This is a genomic window from Pseudoduganella rivuli (assembly GCF_009674485.1).
Classification (GTDB): Bacteria; Pseudomonadota; Gammaproteobacteria; order Burkholderiales; family Burkholderiaceae_D; genus Rugamonas; species Rugamonas rivuli_B.
This window is the reverse complement of record NZ_WKJJ01000020.1, coordinates 80,606-100,237: the sequence shown is the minus strand read 5'-3', so window position 1 is coordinate 100,237 and position 19,632 is coordinate 80,606. Positions and strand designations below refer to the sequence as shown.

Sequence of the window (19,632 nt, the reverse complement as noted above, 5' to 3'; positions counted from 1 at the left end):
GGTTTTCATTGGTTGTTCAGCATGGCGTCCGCCATGCTGACGGCCGTGGTGATGGCTTCGATCATGCTGCCGCAATCGGCATGGCCCAGGCCCCGCGCAGCGAGGTCCAGCGCGGTGCCATGGTCGACGGACGTGCGGATCAATGGCAAGCCCAAGGTGATGTTGACGCCCCGTCCAAACGTGGCGTACTTCAGCACCGGCAAGCCCTGGTCGTGGTACATGGCCAGCACGCAGTCCGCATCTTTCAGGTACTTGTGCTGGAACAGCGTATCGGCCGGATACGGTCCCGTGGCGGCAATCCCGCGCGCCTGCGCGGCCGCAATCGCCGGGCCCACCACGTCGAGATCTTCGCGGCCCAGGTAACCGTTTTCGCCCGCGTGGGGGTTCAGGCCCGCCACCAGGATGCGGGGCGCGGCGATGCCGAATTTGGTCTTCAAATCATGGGCGACGATGTCGAGGATCCGGCCCAGTCCTTCTTGCGTCAGCGCGTCCGCCACGTCCTTCAATGGCAGGTGCGTGGTGGCCAGCGCAACACGCAACGGCGGCGCGTCGTCCGGGGCGAAGGGCTGGCCCGCCAGCATCATCACCACCTGTTTGGTGCCGGTCTTGTCGGCAAAGTATTCCGTGTGGCCGGAGAATGGCACGCCGGCGTCGTTGATGGTGCTCTTTTGCAGCGGCGCCGTGGCCACCGCTTCAAACCAGCCGGCCTGTATGCCTTCGATGGCGGCATCCAGTGTGGCCAGCACGGCGCGGCCGTTTTCCTTGTCCAGGATGCCGGGCTTGACGTGCGCGGACACGGGGATGTCGATGACGGTGATGCGGTCCGGCCCGAAATGCGGCACGCCGGCATTACGCACGGCCATCATCGACAGCGACGAAATGCGGATGTCCGGGTCGATATCGGCCGCCGTCATGGCCAGGAAGGCGGCGTCGCCCAGCAGCACACAATGGACTTTGTCGCGCAGCGCCCACGCTGCGCGGATGGCGATTTCCGGGCCGATGCCGGCCGGTTCGCCACAGGTGACGGCAATCGCAGGGCGCGCTCCACGGCGCCGGTTATTCAATTGGGCGCTCATGGAACGTTCCCTCCCTGTTTATTTCGTTTCTTTCAAGTCTTCCGCGCGGTATTCGACGTAGGCGCGGTCACGCACTTGCCGTTGCCAGTCTTCGGTCGCTTCTTCCAGCTTGCGCTCGCGGATCGCATTGCGGGCGGCATTGCGAGCCTTTTCCTTGGACACGTCTTCCGTCTTGCGCTCCATCACTTCGATCAGGTGGAAGCCGAAGCTGGTTTCCACCGGCTGCGACACTTCGCCCAGCTTCAGGCCATTCATCGCCGCTTCGAATTCCGGCACCGTATCGCCCGGATACAGCCAGCCCAGGTCACCGCCCTTGCCGGCCGAACCATCGTTGGAGAACAGGCGCGCCAGTTCTTCAAACTTGGCCGCCTTGTTGTCCAGGCGCTCTTTCAATTCCGTCAGCTTGCGCTTGGCGTCCGCCGCCGACACGGCCGGCGTCACCTTGATCAGGATGTGGCGCGCGTGCGTCTGCTGCACGGAAGCGGCGGCCTGCGCTTCGGCCACGCTGCGCTTGTCGACCAGCTTGATGATGTGGAAGCCGGACACGCTCTTCATCACGGCCGTGGTCTGGCCCGGCTTCAGCTTGGACAGCGCTTCCGCGAACACCGGCGGCAGGCGGTCCGGCGTACGCCATCCCACTTCGCCGCCCTTCAGCGCATCGGACGCGTCCGAATACGTGGCCGCCATTTTCGCGAAGTCCGCGCCCACGCGCAGCTGGCGCATCACTTCATCGGCGCGCGCCTTGCGCTGCGCGATGACTTCCGGCGAAGCGTTTTCCGGGATGCGCACCAGGATCTGCGAAATATTCAATTCGAACTGTTCGGCCGCCGCCGCTTTTTCCGCCGCGATGTGGGCATCGACTTCAGCTTCGGAAATATTGATCTTCGCATCCACTTCATGTTCGCGCAGGCGCGTCATGACGATTTCTTCGCGGATCTCTTCGCGGAACGCGGCAAACGTCGTGCCTTCCTTTTCCAGCTGATTGCGCATTTGCTGCACCGTCATCTTTTGCTGCTCAGCGATGCGGCTGATGGTGCGGTCCAGTTGCGTGTCGTCGACGCGCACGCCCATTTCCTTGGCCAGCTGCCCCTGCGCGCGCTCGACGATCATGCGTTCGAGGATCTGGCGCTGCAAGTCGGCTTCCGACGGCAGCTGCACGTTTTGCGCTTTCATGCGCTGCACCACGGTCCGCACACGCTCCGTCAATTCGTTGCGCGTGATGACGTCGTCATTGACCACCACGGCGATCGAGTCGATCGGCGCATTGTTGGTCTGGCCGACCGGCACGGGCGGCGTGAAACCTTTGCTTTGCGCCGCTGGCGCAGCGGCCGGTTTATCGGTAGCCTGGGCCAGTGCTTCCCCGGAAGCGCCGGCGGCGAGTGCGCACAGCAGGGCTGCGATCTTCAATTGGTGCATACGGGCATTACGCATAAAAGTGACGCTCATGTGGTTCGTGGATTAATGGCGGTTGCCTTCGTTCAGGCGCTGGTAACCGGGGATGCTGTTGCGCAGCGCCTCCAGTGGATTGCCGACGCCGAACTTGGACAAGCCGTTCAGCTCCAGCTGGAAAAAGATCGGGGTCGACGCTTGCTTGGCCGTCGTCACGAAGCGCTGCGCGCCCATGCGGAAGACCCAGCAATCGCCGTTGTACTCGAGACCAATCAGGCTTTCGAGGATTTTCTTGTCTTTCAGCGAATAGCTGATGCGGCCGACGCCGAACCAGCGCATCGACAGCGGCCACTGGCTCGACACATCGACGTTGCGGAAGCCATCGTTGTTGCGCACGCCGGTGGTGTTGTTGAACGTGTCGCGCAGGTAGCGGTAGCCCAGGTTCAGCACTTTTTTCGGGCCCGGCATGTAGTTCAGCGCATGGTTCGAGCTGACCACGTGCTTGTCGGACGGATTGTACTGCACTGCGCTGTCCACGCCCCACGTTTCGGAAATGCGGCCCTGGGCGGCCAGCAGCATGTCGGACTTGGCATCCTTGGTCGGCGTGCTGGCGTCCAGCTGCACGCGCTGGTCGGAGAAATAAAAGCGCTGGCCGAACGCCAGGCGCAGGCGCTCGGCGCCACTCTCTTCCAGGAAGCGCGACACGATGGCGGCCGTCACCTGGTTGGCGTCGCCGATACGGTCCGAACCGACGAAGCGGTTTTCACTGAAGATCTGCGAGAAGTTGAACGTCGACACCGCGGTGTCGAAGTTCGGGAAATCTTTCTGGTCGCGGTACGGCGTCTTCACGTAAAACAGGCGCGGCTCCAGCGTTTGCGTGGCGGCGCGGCCGAACATCGTGGTATCGCGCTCGAACACCAGGCCGGAATCGAGCGACACGGTCGGCACCGCGCGCGTCAGCGAATGCCCCGCCGTATACGTCGTGCCTTCGGTGTGCGCATCGAGCTGGTACGCGCTGGCGTGCAGCTGGATTTTCGGCGTGATGAAGAAGCTGGGGCCGATGATCGGGTAGCTGATCTGCGGGATCGCCACGAAGCGGTTGCCGCGGATAGCCGTCGGGTGCCAGAAGCTGGTCAGTTCACTGTCCACCGCCCAGTCGAAGCCGCCCACGTCATAGCGCGCCGCATGGAAATTGATGGCCGGCAGGCGGTCATACGGACGCGTGACGAACAGCGACGGATCGGTGGCGGACGCCGGGTCTTGCAGCACCTGGTACTTTTGCACGCGCGCCGACAGGCTCCAGTATTCGCCCCGGTAATCGCTGCGCAACTCGCGCAGCAACTGGCGCTCGGCACTGCCGGACACGGTCTTGGAAAAGTCGTTCGGGTAATTGTTATCCGACGCGGCGCGCATGTTCCAGCCAAACGACCAGTCCTTCGCGATCGCCTGCGTATGGTTGGTGGTGATCATCCACCGGTCTTTGTGCGCCTGGCTGTCGTTCGGCAGGTATTCGATGAACGTGTCGCCCGCGTAGCTGCCGGCGTCCGTTTCGCCGATATAGCGGCCGTGCGCGCCCAGCTGGAAACCGCGCCGCGCAATCAGGCGGGGGAACAGCGTCAGGTCGCGGTTCGGCGCGATATTGAAGTAGTACGGCACCGTCAGCTCGGCGCGGCCCTTGGAGCCGAAACCGGGAATCGGCGGCAGCCAGCCGGAGCGGCGCGCGCCGGACAGCGAGAATGACAGCGCGGGGGTGCCGATCAGCGGAACGCCCTTGAAATACACGACGGTCTTGCCGGCCACGCCGACGTCGCGCCCCGAATCGAGGTTCAGGGTCGACGACTTCAGGTACCAGTCCGGGTTCGGGCCCTGGCACGTGCTGTAGGTACCGTCGACCACCACTGCTTCGTCTTCATTGATGAAGTTGACGCGGTTGGCTTTGCCCTGCGCATGGTTCAATTCCAGCTGGTACGTCGGGTTCAGCATGTAACCCTTGCCCGACTCCAGGTTCAGTTTGACTTCATCGCCCGTGTAATAGTCGCCATAGCGCCAGATCCGCACGTTGCCCTTGGCTTCGACCTCGTCTTCCACCTGGCGGAAGCAGGCGATATCGGCCGTCACGCGGGTCTTGTCGCGTACCAGTTCGACGTTGCGGTCCAGGTTCAGTTCACGGTCCGGACGGCCCGTGATGTCTTCCGCCTGCACGATGGTGGGCGCATCCTTGTCCGTCACGTGCTGGGGGCGTTGTTTGGGCGGAGTTTGGGCGTGACTGGTCGTTGCGGTAACAAGCGCGGTGAAGGCGAACGCCCAGCGGTGCGCGTTGGGTGGGGCTTTAAACCGGCTCATGAATGAATGTGGATCGTAACACTGGCGATTTTTTAAGATGAATCCCTTATTATATGGGAATCTCCGACTTCGACTGCTTTTGTCAGACTTTGTTTCATGTCTTTATTACCTAATTCATCACACGACGCCCGTTTCACTTTGGTTCAGGAGTGGCTGGCGTCCCTCGCCCTGGTCGATGCGGCCAGCGCCCGCCCAGCTTCCGCCGATGCCAGCTTCCGCCGCTATTTCCGCGTCGATGTCTTGCCGCAGCACCAGCAACAGCATGGCGCGACCCTGATCGTCATGGACGCGCCGCCCGAACGGGAAAACACGGCCGCCTTCCTGAAGGTCGACCAGCTGCTGCAGGAAGCCGGCGTCACCGTGCCCGTCATCGTGGCGCAAGACCTGGCGCAGGGTTTCGTGCTGATGTCCGATCTCGGAGTAAGCACTTACCTGCAAGTCCTGGACCATGACAACGCCGCCACCCTGTACGCGGAAGCGCTGGGTGCACTGATCAAGATCCAGAAAGCCAGCCAGCCGGGCGTGCTGCCGGAATTCGACCGCGCCTTCATGCTGCGCGAAATGAACCTGTTCCCCGAGTGGTACATTGAAAAACACCTGGGCGCCAAGCTGACGGACGCGCAAAGCGCCGAACTGCAAAAGGTGTTCGACGCCATCCTGGCCAATTGCCTGGCCCAGCAACAGGTCTACATGCACCGCGATTACCACTCGCGCAACCTGATGTGGATGGACGATAAAAAGAATCCAGGTATTCTGGATTTCCAGGATGCCGTCTACGGCCCGATCACGTACGACGTGGCGTCGCTGCTGCGCGATGCGTACATCCAGTGGGATGAAGAACTGGTGCTGGACTGGGCGATCCGCTACTGGCAGCAAGCCAAGGCGGAAGGCCTGCCGGTACACAAGGATATCGATTCGTTCTACAAGGACATGGAGTACATGGGCTTGCAGCGTCACATCAAGATCCTCGGCCTGTTCTGCCGCCTGAACTACCGCGACGGCAAGTCCAATTACCTGGGCGATTTGCCGACCGTGATGGAATACGTGCGCAAGACCGCCAACCGCTACAAGGACTTGCGTCCGCTGGTGAAGTTGCTCGATACGCTGGAAAACAAGCAAGCCCAGGTCGGCTACACGTTCTAAGGACCAGCAATGAAAGCAATGATCTTCGCTGCGGGCCGCGGCGAACGCATGCGTCCACTGACGGATACGATTCCCAAGCCCCTGCTGAAAGTACGGGGCCGTCCGCTGATCGTCTGGCACATCCTGAACCTGGTGCGCGCCGGCATCACGGACATCGTCATCAACCACGCCCACCTGGGCCACATGATCGAAGAAGCGCTGGGCGACGGCAGCCAGTTCGGCGCGAAAATTCAGTATTCGCGCGAAGCGGAAGCACTGGAAACCGCGGGCGGCATCGCCTATGCGCGCGACCTGCTGGGCGACGAACCTTTCCTCGCGATTTCCGGCGATATCTATTGCCCGTATTTCGACTTCGAACAAGTCAAGGATGTCCTGCACGACAAGGACATGTGGGGCAACCCGTACCCGAAGGACAAGCGCGACGTGGCGTGGCTGTACCTGACGCCGAATCCGTGGCACAACACCAAGGGCGACTTCGCGCTGAACATGTACACGCTGGCGAATACCGGCGACACGCTGTGGAACTTCGGCAATATCGGCGTCTATCGTCCGGAAATGTTCGACGGGATCGAACCTGGCACCAAGGCCAGCCTGGGCAAGCTGCTGCGCCACTACGTGGAACTGGGCCAGGTCGGCGGCGAACTGTATGAAGGCGAATGGGTCAATGTCGGCACCGTGCAGCAATTGGACGACCTGAATGGGGGCAAGCCGCAATGACCTTCAATCCGGCGGCATACGCCGCACGGCGCGTTCGCCTGCTGGAGCAAATGGAACCGGGTTCCGTGGCAGTGCTGGCCACTGCGCCCGAAGTCGCGCGCAATGCCGACAGTGATTACCCGTACCGCCACGACAGCCATTTCTTTTACCTGACGGGTTTTCCCGAGCCGGAAGCCGTCGTGGTATTGGTTGCCGCAAACGGCGACCAGCCCGCGCAGTCGCTGCTGTTTTGCCGCGAAAAAAATATGGAACGCGAAATCTGGGACGGCTTCCGGTACGGTCCCGAGGCGGCGCGCAGCACGTTCGCCTTTGACGCCGCGCACGCCATTGCCGCGCTCGATGGGGAAATGGCCAGGCTGCTGGCCGATGCGCCCGCCGTGTATTACGCGCTGTGCCGCGACCGCAAAACCGACATGCAAATGAAGCGGTGGCTCGACGCCGTGCGCGCCCAGTCGCGCAGCGGCGTCACGGCGCCGGACACGGCCCACAACCTGCTGCCGCTGGTCGATGAAATGCGCCTCGTGAAAGACGAGACGGAAATCGCCACCATGCGCCGCGCCGCCGCGATTTCCGCGCAGGCGCACGCCCGCGCCATTCGCGCCACCCGGCCCGGCATGCGCGAATATGAAATCGAAGCGGAATTGCTGCATGAATTCCGCCGCAACGGCGCGCAATCGCCCGCCTATACATCGATCGTGGCGGCGGGCGCCAACGCCTGCGTGCTGCACTACATCGCCAACAACGATGAAATCAAGGACGGCGACCTGGTGCTGATCGATGCGGGCTGCGAACTGGATGGCTACGCGTCCGACATCACGCGCACCTACCCCGCCAATGGCCGCTTTACTGCGCCGCAACGCGCCTTGTATGAACTGGTGCTGGCGGCGCAGGCGGCGGCGTTGGAAGCGATCCGTCCCGGCCAGCCATACCAGTCGGTGCACGATGCGGCCGTCCGCGTGCTGGTGCAGGGCATGCTGGACCTGGGGTTGCTGGACCAGGGCCGGCACGGCACGGCCGACGAAATCATCGCCACCAAGGCGTACACGCGCTTCTACATGCATGGCACGGGCCACTGGCTGGGCATGGACGTGCACGACGTGGGCCAGTACCGCGACGTGCACACGCCAGGCAAGCCATCGCGCCCGCTGCGTCCCGGCATGGTGCTGACAGTGGAACCTGGCATCTACGTCCGTCCCGGCGACGACGTGCCGGAGCAGTTCTGGAACATCGGCATCCGCATCGAAGACGATGTGCTGGTGACGAACGATGGCTACAGCATCCTCAGCGCCGGCGCACCGAAGACCGTCGAAGAAATTGAACAGGCAATGGCGGCATGACTGATCTGGTTACCGATTACGATATCGCCATCTGCGGCGCGGGCCCTGCCGGCATGGCGCTGGCGGCGCTGCTGGTCAAACGCGGCGTGGCCGCTTTCCGCATCGCGCTGATCGATGCCCGCACGTTGCAGCAGGCGGGCAACGATCCCCGTTCGCTGGCGCTGTCCTATGGCAGCCGCCAGATTCTTGAAGACATCGGCTGCTGGCCCATCCCGGCGACCGCCATCAATGAGATTCACGTTTCGCGCCGTGGCCAGTTCGGCCGCAGCATGATCACCAGCGGCGAGCACAATCTGCCCGCGCTGGGCTACGTGACGCGCTATGGCGCGCTCGTGGCGGAACTGGGCGGCGCCTGCGAACGCCTCGGCATTGCCGCGCTACGCCCCGCGCTGGTGACATCGCTGCGCGAAGCGGATGACCATGTGGCGCTGGATCTGGAGGAAGAGGCGGCCGGAAGTTCCGGCGTACAGGCCGGCCGCACGATCACGGCCGCCATCGTGGTGCAGGCCGAAGGCGGTCTGTTTGGCGAACAAACCGTGAAATCCATGCTGCGCGATTACGGCCAGACCGCCGTCATTGCGCAAGTACGCGCCAGCCGCCCCGTCGCGCACCGCGCCTATGAACGCTTCACGGATGAAGGCCCGCTGGCCTTGCTGCCACAGGACGACGAATACGCGCTGGTATGGTGCGCCACGCCGCGCACCAGCGAGGAATTGATGGCGCTGGACGATGCCGAATTCCTGCAGCGCCTCGGCAATGCCTTCGGTTCGCGCCTGGGCACGTTCACGCACACGTCGCGCCGCGTGGCGTTCCCGCTGGGCCTGAACGCCGGTGCGCAAGGCACGGCGCGCATCGCCGCCATCGGCAATGCCGCGCAAACCCTGCACCCGGTGGCCGGGCAAGGCTTGAACCTGGGCCTGCGCGACGCCACCGTGCTGGCGCGCCTGCTGGCGCAAGGGGCCAATCCATTCAACCTGGCGCAATTCCACGGCCAGCGTGAAAAGGACCGCACGACGACGGTGCACCTGACCGATGCGATGGCCACACTGTTTGCCAACAGCTCGCCGCTGCAGGCGGTGCTGGGTGCATCGCTGGCCGCCATCGACCTGGTGAGCCCGGCACGCAGCGTGCTGGCGGAATTGATGATGTACGGACGGCGGTAGCCCGGGCGCAGCCCTTGAGTCATGGCTTGCGAAATGCTACCGTAGACACAGACCCTGCAACGGAGCAGAACCGCATGACATCACCGCACCGCCTGTTTCAATACCTGGGACCGCTGGCTGCCATACTGGCGGCCGGCCAATCCCGCGTGGCCGCTGCGGAAACCATGGTCTGGGTCATGCCGGACTTCCCGCCCGCATCGATTCCCGACAATGGCCAGCCCGGCAACGGCGTGGCGGACCGCGTGGTGCGCTACATCGTGTCGAAGTGGCCGGACGCGGAACACCGCTTCATTTACGCCAACGCCAAGCGCACCTGGCAAATGCTGGAGCAAGGCGACAAGGTCTGCTATGCCGCCGCGCTGCGGACGAAGGAGCGGGAACAGGTCGCGTATTTCACCAACACCAACGTCATCGCACCGCCCAGCCTGATCGTGCGCCATGCGGCGCTGGCGGCAGTGCCGCGCAATGCGGCCGGTGAAGTGGATTTTCCCGCGCTGCTGGCCAGCCGCAAGCTGCGCGGCTTGCTGGTGGAAAAGCGCAGTTATGGCGCCATGATCGACGGCCTGATCGCGCGCAGTCCGCAGCAGTCGAAGCCGGCGACGACGTCGGTCGGCAATTACGGCCAGAAGATCTTCCAGATGATCGCCGCCGACCGCGTCGATTACACCATCGATTACGACTTCACGTTCAGCTATGAATGGTCGCGCCACAGTGAACTGGCGGCGCTGCAAACCCTCCCCATTGCCGGCAATACTGCGCTGGTGACCACCGGCGTGGCGTGTCCCCGCACGGACTGGGGCCGCGCTGTCATCACCAGGATCGACCGGATCGTCGGAACGAAGGAAGGGGCGGACACGCTGTTGCAGGCGCAAAACGCGTGGCATACGGAAGCAGCGAAACAGCGCTATGCGGCGCAATTCGCGGAATTCGCGCGGCAGCGCGCCATGCCGGCGCCTGCCGGAGAGTACAAATAAAAACGGGTCCCGCAGGACCCGTTCAGGGAAGGAAACCCGGTCTTAATCGACCGCCTTCACCATATCCTCAATGACTTTCTTCGCATCGCCAAACACCATCATGGTGTTGGCCTGGTAGAACAGGTCATTGTCCAGGCCCGCGTAGCCGGACGCCATCGAGCGCTTGTTCACGATGATGGACTTGGCCTTGTACGCTTCCAGGATCGGCATGCCGGCGATCGGCGACTTCGGATCCTTGGCGGCAGGGTTCACCACGTCGTTCGCGCCCAGCACCAGCACCACGTCGGTCTGGCCGAATTCGCCGTTGATGTCTTCCATCTCGAACACCTGGTCGTACGGCACTTCCGCTTCCGCCAGCAGCACGTTCATGTGGCCAGGCATACGGCCCGCCACCGGGTGGATCGCGTAGCGCACGTTGACGCCTTTGTGCGTCAGCTTTTCCACCAGTTCTTTCAGCGAGTGCTGCGCACGGGCCACCGCGAGGCCATAGCCTGGAACGATGATCACGGATTCCGCATTGGCCATGATGAACGACGCGTCGTCGGCCGAACCGGATTTCACCGGACGGGCCGCCTGTGCGCCGCCGCTAGCCGTTGCCGCTGCCGCATCGCCGCCGAAGCCGCCCAGGATCACGTTGAAGAACGAACGGTTCATCGCCTTGCACATGATGTACGACAGGATCGCGCCCGAGGAGCCCACCAGCGAACCGGCAATGATCAGCATCGAGTTATTCAGCGAGAAGCCGATACCGGCAGCCGCCCAGCCCGAGTACGAGTTCAGCATCGATACCACGACCGGCATGTCGGCGCCGCCGATCGGGATGATGATCAGCACGCCCAGCACGAAGGCGATCGCCGTCATGATCAGGAACGGGGTCCATGCCGGCTCGGTGCCGCCGGCGAACACGAACACCAGGCCCAGGCCCACCATCACGGTCGCCAGCACCAGGTTCAGCATGTGCTGGCCCGAGAACACCACTGGCGCGCCCTGGAACAGGCGGAACTTGTACTTGCCGGCCAGCTTGCCGAAAGCGATCACGGAACCGGAGAACGTGATGGCGCCCACGAAGGTACCGATGAACAGTTCGATACGGTTACCCATCGGCAGCGCTTCACCGATACCGGCAATGCCGAACGCTTGCGGTTCCGACACGGCAGCCACCGCGATACACACCGCCGCCAAACCGATCAGCGAGTGCATTGCCGCCACCAGTTCCGGCATCTTCGTCATTTCGACTTTCTTGGCCAGCGTGGCGCCGATGCCGCCGCCAACCAGGACGCCCAGCGCCACCAGGCCGAAGCCCATGCCGCCGGTGGAGGCTTGCGCTTCGGCCTGCAACTTCAGGATCAGCGCCAGCGTGGTGACCACGGCGATAGCCATGCCCACCATGCCGAAGGCATTACCCTGGCGGGCGGAGGCGGGCGACGACAAGCCTTTCAGTGCCTGGATGAAGCAAACCGATGCCACCAGGTACAGCAGGGTTACGAGGTTCCAGCTGATGAAGCTCATGCTTTGGCCCCTTTATCTTTTTTCTTGAACATTTCCAGCATGCGCTGCGTGACGAGGAATCCGCCAAACACGTTGACGGCCGCCAGCGCCACGGCAACCGTGCCCGCGATCTGGCCGACCTTGCCCTGCGTCAGCGCGGCCGCCAGCATGGCGCCCACGATGATGATGGCGGAAATCGCGTTGGTAACGGCCATCAGCGGCGTGTGCAGCGCCGGCGTCACGGTCCACACCACGTGGTAACCCACGTAGATGGCCAGCACAAAGATGATGAGATTGATGATGGTGTGACTGACTTCCATGTCGCTTCCCCTTATTTGCGCAGCACTTCACCGCCCATGGCGATCAAGGTGGCTTTGATGATTTCGTCTTCACGGTCGATGACCAGCTTATCTTCCTTGTCGAATACCAGTTTCAGGAAGTCGAGCACGTTGCGCGCATACAGCGCGGACGCATCGGCCGCCACCAGGCACGCCAGGTTTGGCTCGCCAATGATGTGCACGCCGTATTTGGTCACCGTCTTGCCCGCTTCCGTCAGCGGGCAGTTACCGCCCTGCTCGGCCGCCAGGTCGACAATCACGGAACCCGGTTTCATGGCTTTCACGGTCTCTTCGGAAATCAGGACCGGCGCCTTGCGGCCCGGGATCAGCGCGGTGGTGATGATGATGTCGGCCAGCTTGGCGCGCTCGTGCACCAGTTCGGCCTGGCGCTTCATCCACTCCGGCGGCATCGGACGGGCATAGCCGCCCACGCCTTGCGCGATTTCCTTTTCCTCATCGGTCAGGTAAGGCACGTCGATGAATTTCGCGCCCAGCGATTCCACCTGCTCTTTCACGGGCGGACGCACGTCGGACGCTTCAATCACGGCGCCCAGGCGTTTCGCGGTCGCAATCGCTTGCAAGCCGGCCACGCCGACACCCATGATCAGCACGCGGGCCGCTTTCACGGTGCCCGCCGCCGTCATCAGCATCGGCATGAAGCGCTGGTACGTGTTGGCCGCCATCATGACGGCTTTGTAGCCGGCAATGTTGGCCTGCGACGACAGCACGTCCATCGATTGCGCACGGGTGATGCGGGGCGCGGCTTCCAGCGCAAAGGCCGTGATGCCTGCCTGCGCCATCAAGCCCGTGTTGTCCGCGTCGAACGGGTTCAGCATGCCGACGACGACGGTGCCGGACTTGATTTGCGCCCGTTCCGCGTCGTTCGGTGCACGCACCTTCAGCACGATGTCCGCGCCAAACGCTTCCTGCGCCGACACAATGGTGGCGCCCGCTGCCGCGTACGCCTCATCAGTAATCGATGCCTGAAGGCCCGCGCCAGACTGCACCAGCAGTTGGTGCTTTGCCGCAAGCTTCTTCACCGTTTCGGGCGTTGCCGCTACCCGCGTTTCACCCGGCCTTGTTTCGGCCGGTATGCCTATCCTCATAACTACCTCCGGTAATGTCGAATATGAAAATTATAAAAATTATGGATGGGAAAAGTTGCAAAAGTATGACGTTCTGCTAAGACCATAACATGAATTTTGCGAAAGTTATCCCTTTTTAGAGAGCAATAACCATATTCTGTCGCGCATGACCAACCGCATGTTTCATAGCGTGAGAGCAATATCTCACGTCGTGCAATTAACCGGTTTTAATCGAAGATACATGTAATTTCGACACTGTTCGTCGTCCGTTACGACGATATCTCGAAGCGCATCGGAAATCCGCAGCTTTTCCGAGGTTCCTTCGCGGAACAAGATAAAATGGCGGCTCTTTCATGGACGACCCTATGCCGCGCACCTGGAAACCCTCTGTCACTGTTGCCGCCATCATTGAACAAGATGGCAAGTTTTTGCTGATTGAAGAAGAAACCAGCGATGGCATCCGGCTGAACCAGCCGGCCGGCCACCTGGACCCGCACGAATCGCTGGAACAGGCGGTGGTGCGCGAAGCGCTGGAAGAAACAGCCTATGAATTCAAGCCGACCGGACTGGTCGGTATGTACATGTCGCGCTACCGCTCGGCCCGCACGGGCGAAGCCGTGACGTATTTGCGCTTTGCCTTTTGCGGCGAAGTGGGCGCCAAGCTGGACCGCCCGCTCGACGCGGGCATCTTGCGCACCATGTGGCTGACGCGCGAAGAAATCGCCGCCTGCCCGGAACGCCACCGCAGCCCGCTGCTGTTGACGTGCATTGATGAATATTTGGCGGGGAAGCGCGCGCCGCTCGAACTGCTGCACACGCATGCGTCGGTGTATGGCGACATTTAACGCCGATACCGTAATTTACGTGTAATTAACTGGAATTAGTACTATGAGTAAGAAACGAGTCGTGATCGGGATGTCTGGCGGGGTCGATTCCTCGGTCTCGGCATGGCTGCTGAAAGAACAAGGCTATGAAGTCATCGGCCTGTTCATGAAAAACTGGGAAGACGACGACGATTCGGAATACTGCTCCACCCGCCAGGACTGGATCGACGCGGCCAGCGTGGCCGACGTGGTGGGCGTGGACATCGAAGCCGTCAACTTCGCGGCGGAATACAAGGACCGCGTGTTCGCGGAATTCCTGCGCGAATACCAGGCCGGCCGCACGCCGAACCCGGATGTGCTGTGCAACGCTGAAATCAAGTTCAAGGCGTTTCTCGACCACGCGATGCACCTGGGCGCGGATTTGATTGCCACCGGGCACTATGCGCGGGTGCGCCAGAATGACGTGTCAGGCAAGTTCGAGCTGCTGAAAGCGCTCGACCATACCAAGGATCAAAGTTATTTCCTGCACCGTCTGAACCAGGCGCAATTGTCGAAAACCCTGTTCCCGCTCGGTGAAATCCCGAAAACCGAGGTGCGCAAGATTGCCGAACAATTACAGTTGCCGAATGCCGCCAAGAAAGATTCCACCGGTATCTGCTTTATCGGCGAGCGCCCGTTCCGCGAATTCCTGAACCGCTACCTGTCGCACAAGCCGGGCCCGATGAAAACCCCGGACGGCAAAGTCGTGGGCGAACACATCGGCCTGTCGTTCTACACGCTGGGCCAGCGCAAGGGCATCGGCATTGGCGGCGTCAAGTCGTACCAGAAAGCGGACGGCAGCAGCGACGCGTGGTATGTGGCGCGCAAGGATGTCGCCACCAATACCTTGTGGGTGGTGCAGGGCCACGACCATCCATGGCTGCTGTCGCCGGGCTTGCAGGCGGGCCAGGCCAGCTGGGTGGCGGGCGAACCGCCGGCCGCGGGCCGCCTGTCGGCCAAGACCCGCTACCGCCAGGCGGACGTGCCGTGCGACGTGGCGGCCGACGGCTTGCTGAATTTCTCGCTGGCGTTCCCGGATGCGCAGTGGGCGGTGACGCCGGGCCAGTCGGCGGTGCTGTATGACGGCGACGTATGCCTGGGCGGCGGGATTATCGACGGGATCGCCACGCCGGCGTAACGTTAATCCGCAGCGCCGGCCTGCGGCTCGGCGCCGCCGGCGGCTTCCGCCTGCGCCTTTTGCTGGCGTTTGACGGTCGCGATAATCGTGCTGCGGATGGTTTTCAACACGGTTCCGCCGTTGAACGGCTTGACTATGAAGCCGATAAAGCCCATCGCATGCGCCTTTTGCACGGTGGGCGCGTCGAATTCGCTGGAGACCATGAACAGCATGGCTTTCGGCCAGCCCTTGCGCAATTCGGCAATCGACGCTTCATCGGCGTCCACCACGTCGCGCGCAATGCAGACGATTTGCGGGTTGTGCTTCACCATCAGCGCAATCGCGCTGGCGCCCGTGTGCCCCTGTCCCACCACGTCATAGCTGCCATCCATCAGTACGGTATTGAGCAAGCCGCGCGCCACCGCACTGGAATCGATAATGACCGCCTTTAACATCTTGTCCCCATTGTTTATGCGTTGTTATGGATGATGGTGCCAGGCCAGCATGTTCCAGCTGACGCCGACTTTGACATCGGTCTTCAGTTGCACCAATTGGCGGGAAAGATACAACATCTCCCGCTCTTTTCGTAAGGTTTCGCCCAGAGTATCTTTCAATATACCAGCCCCTGCCATAATCGCATCCAATGTGCCGTATGTACGCAACAGCCTTGCCGCGGTTTTTTGCCCCACCCGCGACACGCCGGGAATGCTGTCGGTGGCGTCGCCCATCAGCGCCAGCAAATCCGGCAACTGTTCGGGCGGAACGCCCCACTTGTTTTCCACCCACGCGGAATCGTGCCACTCGCCCTTGAAGTGGTCCCACACCAGCGCGCCGTGCGCGATCAGGCAATGCAAATCCTTGTCGGTGCTGGCCACCACGGCATCGCCCCGGCCTTCCTGCAGCCAGCGCATGACGGCCGTGCCGATCACGTCGTCCGCTTCCACGCCGGGCAGCGATACGGGCTGCAAGCCGATTTTCGCCAGCGAGTCATAAAAGCCGGGCAAGGCGGCGCGCAGCGGGTCCGGCATCGGTGCGCGGCCCTCGCGGTAGCCTTCATACAAGTCGTGGCGCCACGTGCGGCCGCCGAAATCAAAGGCCGGCAGCACGTGGGTCGGTTCATGGCCGGTAATCAGGTGGCGGAACGATGACAGCGCGTGGCGCAGCGCGATATCCGCCTTCAAGTCCGAATCCGGCTCGGGACTGGCTTCATACACGCGGCGCACGATGTTCAGGCCGTCGATGGCGAGGAGTCTGGCCATAATGAAAAATACAAGTGTTGCCGATACGGTATTGTAACCGTAGGGCTTACTTTAATAGTTCGTACGGCCCGCCCGCCTCCAGCGCCTTCTGGTACGCGGGCCGCGCATGGATGCGCTCCAGGAACGCCATCAGCTTCGGATGGCGGCTGCTGCCCACGCCGCCCGCCGCGCCTCCGGCGGACCGGCCGGCCACGCTCGACAATCCCCCGCGCGCGGCCGCCGCTTCCAGCGGAAAACTCATTTGCACGTCGGCCGCACCGAATTCCGCGCCGGAAAACCAGGGCGCCTTGCCCAGTTCCCCTTCCAGGTAATCCAGGTGCGATTCGATCTGCGGCTGGATGTACGTGCTTTTGACTTTATGCGCAATCGCCTTGGCGATCGGCTTCACAAAGAATGGCGCGGGCGCCGACGCCACGCGGTCGAACACCAGTTTCATCAGCAGCGGCGTCATCAGCGACCCTTCCGCATAGTGCATGAAGTAACGCCAGCGCAGCTTGTCCGGCGTGCCGGCGGCGGGCACCAGGCGGCCATTGCCATAGCGCTCGACCAGGTATTCGATGATGGCGCCGGATTCCGCCACCGTCACGTCGCCGTCGGTGATGACGGGCGACTTGCCCAGCGGGTGGATCGCGCGCAGCGACGGTGGCGCCAGCATGGTTTTCGCGTCGCGCTGGTAACGCACGATTTCATACTTCAAGCCCAGTTCCTCCAGCAGCCACAGCACGCGCTGCGAGCGGGAGTTATTGAGGTGATGGACAACGATCATGGCAATCCCTAAAAAAGCACGGCCGTGCGCCGCAATCCGCCAGCTTAGCATTTCCGGCAACGTTCCGTAGCCATCAGGCGCACGTGATCCTGAATATCAATGCAAATGATAATAATTCACATTTACTTAGCAATGGGAAGTTGCTATCATCTTTCGGATATTCACTACTTTCCCAAGAAAAAGATCATGGCAATCAAGAGCCGCAAACACTCGACTTCAGCGTATTCGCAGATGAGTACTGTCCTTGCCGCCATGCTGTTGCCTGCTGCAGCAGCACACGCCGCAGACGCCACGCCCGCCCCGCCGGTCGCTTCCGGTGGCGTGATGCAGGAAGTGCGCGTGGAAGGCACGAAAGAGAACGATTTCAAGGCGGACCGCGCCACGTCCAACAAGTACACGGAATTGCTGGTCAATACGCCGCAAACCATCACGGTCATCAAGAAAGAACTGATCGAACAGCAAGGCGCCGTCACGCTGGCGGACGCGTTGCGCAACACCCCGGGTGTGGGCGCCTTCTTCCTCGGTGAAAACGGCAACACCAATACCGGCGACGCCATCTACATGCGCGGCTTCGATGCCTCGTCCAGCATTTACGTGGACGGCGTGCGCGACATGGGTTCGATTTCACGCGACATCTTCAATGTCGAGCAAATCGACATCGTCAAAGGCCCGGCAGGTACGGACGGCGGCCGTGGTTCGCCCACCGGCTCGGTCAACCTGAGCTCCAAGCAAGCCTCCATGCAGGATGCCTATTCGGGCATCGTGACCGCCGGCAGCGGCAAGCAAAAGCGCGCCACCGCCGACTTGAACAAGGTCATCGACTACAACAGCGGAACGGCATTCCGCCTGAACGTGCTGGCGCAGGATTCCGGCAACCCGGCCCGCGACGTCGTGAAAAACAAGCGCTGGGCCGTGGCGCCGACCATCGGCTTCGGCATCGGCAGCCCGACCCGCGTGTCGCTGAGCTTGCTGCACGTGGACCAGGACAATATCCCTGATGGCGGCGTGCCGACCATCGGCCTGCCTGGCTACACCAGCCCGGACAGCGCCAACACGGTGGTAGCCAAGCGCCGCCTGTACCTGAACGACGCGCAGCGCGTCGACCCGAGCGGCTTCTATGGATCGACCTCGGACTACGACAAGGTCAAGGCCGACATGGCGACCGTGCGGATCGACCACGACTTCTCGCCGTCCGTGAAGCTGCAAAACATGTCGCGCTATGGCAAGACGCAGCAGGATTATTTGCTGAGCGCCTTCCGTGGCAATGCCGCCAACCTCGTGACGGAAACCGCGGTCGGCGTGGTGCTGCCCGCTGCGCAATGGACCTTGAAGCGCCCTGACCTGCGCACCATCAAGGACCAGGAAAACCAGCTGCTGACCAACCAGACCACGGTGACCTTCGATTTCAATGGCGCGGGCATGAAGCACACGGCCGTCGCCGGCCTGGAATTCATCAATGAAAAACAGCTGACCTATGGCTATGACACGGCCAGCCTGGGCGTGCTGGCGGACGCCAACCTGTATCACCCGAACCCGGACGCGGCGTTCAAAACGCCTTCCGCGCCGAAGCGCAATGGCGTATACGGCGACGCCACCACCAACACGCAGGCGCTGTACCTGTTCGACACGGCCAAGCTGGGCGAACAGTGGATGTTCAGCGGCGGCGTGCGCGTCGACCACTACCGCACCAGCTATGACGCGGTGGTGCTGACCACGGCCACGTCGAACCCGCCGGTTCCGGCCGGCGTCTTCCTGCCGGTGAAGCTGGACCTGGCCGACACGCTGTTGACCGGCAAGCTATCCGCGCTGTACAAGCCGACAGAAAGCAGCAGTGTCTATGCCACCGTGGCCACGTCCAAGCAGCCTCCGGGCGGTGGCACGTTCCAGCTGAGCACGTCGGCCAGCAGCGCGGCCAATCCGAAGTTCGACCCGCAATCCACGGTGACCAAGGAAATCGGCGGCAAGTGGGATTTGTTGAAGCAAAAGCTGGCGCTGGCCGGTGCGATTTACCGCACCGACGTGCGTAACGAGATCGAACAGGATCCGACCGACCTGCTGTACTACCAGACCGGCAAGAAGCGCGTGGACGGCATCGAAGTGAGCCTGACGGGTGAAATCGCCCGCAACTGGCTGATCTCCGGCGGCTACTCGCACATGAAGACCAAGGTCACGTCCGGCAAGGTCATGACCGCCAGCGGCGACAACAGCCTGAGCTACACGCCAAAGGATTCGTTCACCGTGTGGACGTCGTACACCTTGCCGATGGGCCTGAAACTGGGCGGCGGCGCCAACTACGTGGGCAAGCTGCTGCGCGGCACCGACGGCGCGGTCGGCACCCCGGCGTATGCGGATGCCTACTGGGTGGTCAACGCGATGGCGGCTTACCCGGTCACCCGCAACATCGAGCTGCAGCTGAACATCAACAACGTGTTCGACAAGGACTACATCCAGGCCATCAACAAGTCCGGCTACCGCTATACGCCGGGCGCCCCGCGCTCGGGCAGCCTGACGGCGAATTTCCGCTTCTGACCGGATCAAGCTTCAACGCCAGCGCCACCTTCGGGTGGCGTTTTT

At 62.4% G+C, this 19,632-nt stretch carries 17 protein-coding genes; 8 read left to right on the top strand and 9 right to left on the bottom strand.

The genetic code is table 11. The features are described from left to right. Positions 1-5: 5 nt before the first annotated feature. From pdxA to GJ700_RS27325, 3 genes are read right to left on the bottom strand one after another with little or no spacing between them, the layout of a single operon-like run. Positions 6-1,076, bottom strand: a complete 1,071-nt coding sequence (gene pdxA, locus GJ700_RS27335) for a 4-hydroxythreonine-4-phosphate dehydrogenase PdxA (protein WP_154379975.1) — start codon at positions 1,074-1,076, stop codon at positions 6-8. 18 nt (positions 1,077-1,094) lie between these two features. Beyond that, a complete protein-coding gene (locus tag GJ700_RS27330; protein WP_229507278.1) occupies positions 1,095-2,522 on the bottom strand; it encodes a peptidylprolyl isomerase in 1,428 nt (475 codons plus the stop codon). A 12-nt stretch (positions 2,523-2,534) separates the two neighbouring features. After that, the gene (locus GJ700_RS27325; protein ID WP_154379973.1) at positions 2,535-4,808 is read right to left on the bottom strand and encodes an LPS-assembly protein LptD; all 2,274 of its coding nucleotides are present in this window, start codon (positions 4,806-4,808) and stop codon (positions 2,535-2,537) included. Between the two features lie 96 nt (positions 4,809-4,904). On the opposite strand from GJ700_RS27325, the gene GJ700_RS27320 reads away from it, so the two are divergent. The 5 genes from GJ700_RS27320 to GJ700_RS27300 all read left to right on the top strand — a co-directional run bounded on the left by GJ700_RS27320 (position 4,905) and on the right by GJ700_RS27300 (position 10,142). Then, a complete protein-coding gene (locus GJ700_RS27320; RefSeq protein WP_154379971.1) occupies positions 4,905-5,951 on the top strand; it encodes an aminoglycoside phosphotransferase family protein in 1,047 nt (348 codons plus the stop codon). 9 nt (positions 5,952-5,960) lie between these two features. After that, positions 5,961-6,668, top strand: a complete 708-nt coding sequence (gene murU / locus GJ700_RS27315) for an N-acetylmuramate alpha-1-phosphate uridylyltransferase MurU (protein ID WP_154379969.1) — start codon at positions 5,961-5,963, stop codon at positions 6,666-6,668. Beyond that, positions 6,665-8,005 carry a Xaa-Pro aminopeptidase gene (pepP, locus tag GJ700_RS27310; RefSeq protein ID WP_154379967.1) on the top strand — a complete coding sequence of 447 codons (1,341 nt, stop codon included), beginning with the start codon at positions 6,665-6,667 and terminating at the stop codon, positions 8,003-8,005. The genes murU and pepP overlap by 4 nt, the downstream gene beginning before the upstream one ends. Then, a complete protein-coding gene (locus tag GJ700_RS27305; protein WP_154379965.1) occupies positions 8,002-9,168 on the top strand; it encodes an FAD-dependent monooxygenase in 1,167 nt (388 codons plus the stop codon). The genes pepP and GJ700_RS27305 overlap by 4 nt, the downstream gene beginning before the upstream one ends. 74 nt (positions 9,169-9,242) lie before the next feature. Further along, on the top strand, positions 9,243-10,142 hold the full coding sequence (locus GJ700_RS27300; RefSeq protein ID WP_154379963.1) for a TIGR02285 family protein: 900 nt from the start codon (positions 9,243-9,245) through the stop codon (positions 10,140-10,142). A gap of 42 nt (positions 10,143-10,184) precedes the next feature. Here the strand turns inward: GJ700_RS27300 and GJ700_RS27295 are convergent, their stop codons facing one another. The 3 genes from GJ700_RS27295 to GJ700_RS27285 are packed head-to-tail and all read right to left on the bottom strand — an operon-like array spanning position 10,185 to position 13,074. After that, positions 10,185-11,651: an NAD(P)(+) transhydrogenase (Re/Si-specific) subunit beta gene (locus tag GJ700_RS27295; protein WP_154379962.1), complete on the bottom strand. Its 1,467-nt coding sequence runs from the start codon at positions 11,649-11,651 to the stop codon at positions 10,185-10,187. Next, positions 11,648-11,950: an NAD(P) transhydrogenase subunit alpha part 2 gene (locus GJ700_RS27290; RefSeq protein WP_154379960.1), complete on the bottom strand. Its 303-nt coding sequence runs from the start codon at positions 11,948-11,950 to the stop codon at positions 11,648-11,650. The genes GJ700_RS27295 and GJ700_RS27290 overlap by 4 nt, the downstream gene beginning before the upstream one ends. Before the next feature lie 11 nt (positions 11,951-11,961). Continuing rightward, complete coding sequence (locus GJ700_RS27285) at positions 11,962-13,074, bottom strand: Re/Si-specific NAD(P)(+) transhydrogenase subunit alpha (RefSeq protein ID WP_154379958.1); 1,113 nt, start codon at positions 13,072-13,074, stop codon at positions 11,962-11,964. A 344-nt stretch (positions 13,075-13,418) separates the two neighbouring features. Between GJ700_RS27285 and GJ700_RS27280 the strand changes: the two genes are divergently transcribed. Continuing rightward, a complete protein-coding gene (locus tag GJ700_RS27280; protein WP_154380059.1) occupies positions 13,419-13,898 on the top strand; it encodes an NUDIX hydrolase in 480 nt (159 codons plus the stop codon). Positions 13,899-13,941: 43 nt separating this feature from the next. Then, positions 13,942-15,054 (top strand): tRNA 2-thiouridine(34) synthase MnmA, encoded by a 1,113-nt coding sequence (gene mnmA, locus GJ700_RS27275; RefSeq protein WP_154379956.1) that lies wholly within the window; start codon positions 13,942-13,944, stop codon positions 15,052-15,054. 2 nt (positions 15,055-15,056) lie between these two features. Here the strand turns inward: mnmA and GJ700_RS27270 are convergent, their stop codons facing one another. Genes GJ700_RS27270 through GJ700_RS27260 form a run of 3 tightly spaced genes read right to left on the bottom strand, consistent with a single transcriptional unit; the run spans position 15,057 to position 17,058 of the window. Next, positions 15,057-15,488 (bottom strand): ANTAR domain-containing protein, encoded by a 432-nt coding sequence (locus GJ700_RS27270; RefSeq protein ID WP_154379954.1) that lies wholly within the window; start codon positions 15,486-15,488, stop codon positions 15,057-15,059. Between the two features lie 24 nt (positions 15,489-15,512). After that, positions 15,513-16,292, bottom strand: coding sequence for a 5'-3' exonuclease (locus GJ700_RS27265; RefSeq protein ID WP_154379952.1), 780 nt, complete (start codon positions 16,290-16,292; stop codon positions 15,513-15,515). A 46-nt stretch (positions 16,293-16,338) separates the two neighbouring features. Beyond that, a complete protein-coding gene (locus tag GJ700_RS27260) occupies positions 16,339-17,058 on the bottom strand; it encodes a glutathione S-transferase family protein (protein ID WP_154379950.1) in 720 nt (239 codons plus the stop codon). 186 nt (positions 17,059-17,244) lie between these two features. Between GJ700_RS27260 and GJ700_RS27255 the strand changes: the two genes are divergently transcribed. Beyond that, positions 17,245-19,587 (top strand): catecholate siderophore receptor Fiu, encoded by a 2,343-nt coding sequence (locus GJ700_RS27255; RefSeq protein WP_154379948.1) that lies wholly within the window; start codon positions 17,245-17,247, stop codon positions 19,585-19,587. Positions 19,588-19,632 lie beyond the last annotated feature (45 nt).

Coding starts and splice junctions, on each gene's coding strand:
- pdxA (WP_154379975.1), bottom strand. CDS start 1,076: ATGAGCGCCCAATTGAATAACCGGCGCCGTGGAGCGCGCCCTGCGATT.
- GJ700_RS27330 (WP_229507278.1), bottom strand. CDS start 2,522: ATGAGCGTCACTTTTATGCGTAATGCCCGTATGCACCAATTGAAGATC.
- GJ700_RS27325 (WP_154379973.1), bottom strand. CDS start 4,808: ATGAGCCGGTTTAAAGCCCCACCCAACGCGCACCGCTGGGCGTTCGCC.
- GJ700_RS27320 (WP_154379971.1), top strand. CDS start 4,905: ATGTCTTTATTACCTAATTCATCACACGACGCCCGTTTCACTTTGGTT.
- murU (WP_154379969.1), top strand. CDS start 5,961: ATGAAAGCAATGATCTTCGCTGCGGGCCGCGGCGAACGCATGCGTCCA.
- pepP (WP_154379967.1), top strand. CDS start 6,665: ATGACCTTCAATCCGGCGGCATACGCCGCACGGCGCGTTCGCCTGCTG.
- GJ700_RS27305 (WP_154379965.1), top strand. CDS start 8,002: ATGACTGATCTGGTTACCGATTACGATATCGCCATCTGCGGCGCGGGC.
- GJ700_RS27300 (WP_154379963.1), top strand. CDS start 9,243: ATGACATCACCGCACCGCCTGTTTCAATACCTGGGACCGCTGGCTGCC.
- GJ700_RS27295 (WP_154379962.1), bottom strand. CDS start 11,651: ATGAGCTTCATCAGCTGGAACCTCGTAACCCTGCTGTACCTGGTGGCA.
- GJ700_RS27290 (WP_154379960.1), bottom strand. CDS start 11,950: ATGGAAGTCAGTCACACCATCATCAATCTCATCATCTTTGTGCTGGCC.
- GJ700_RS27285 (WP_154379958.1), bottom strand. CDS start 13,074: ATGAGGATAGGCATACCGGCCGAAACAAGGCCGGGTGAAACGCGGGTA.
- GJ700_RS27280 (WP_154380059.1), top strand. CDS start 13,419: ATGCCGCGCACCTGGAAACCCTCTGTCACTGTTGCCGCCATCATTGAA.
- mnmA (WP_154379956.1), top strand. CDS start 13,942: ATGAGTAAGAAACGAGTCGTGATCGGGATGTCTGGCGGGGTCGATTCC.
- GJ700_RS27270 (WP_154379954.1), bottom strand. CDS start 15,488: ATGTTAAAGGCGGTCATTATCGATTCCAGTGCGGTGGCGCGCGGCTTG.
- GJ700_RS27265 (WP_154379952.1), bottom strand. CDS start 16,292: ATGGCCAGACTCCTCGCCATCGACGGCCTGAACATCGTGCGCCGCGTG.
- GJ700_RS27260 (WP_154379950.1), bottom strand. CDS start 17,058: ATGATCGTTGTCCATCACCTCAATAACTCCCGCTCGCAGCGCGTGCTG.
- GJ700_RS27255 (WP_154379948.1), top strand. CDS start 17,245: ATGGCAATCAAGAGCCGCAAACACTCGACTTCAGCGTATTCGCAGATG.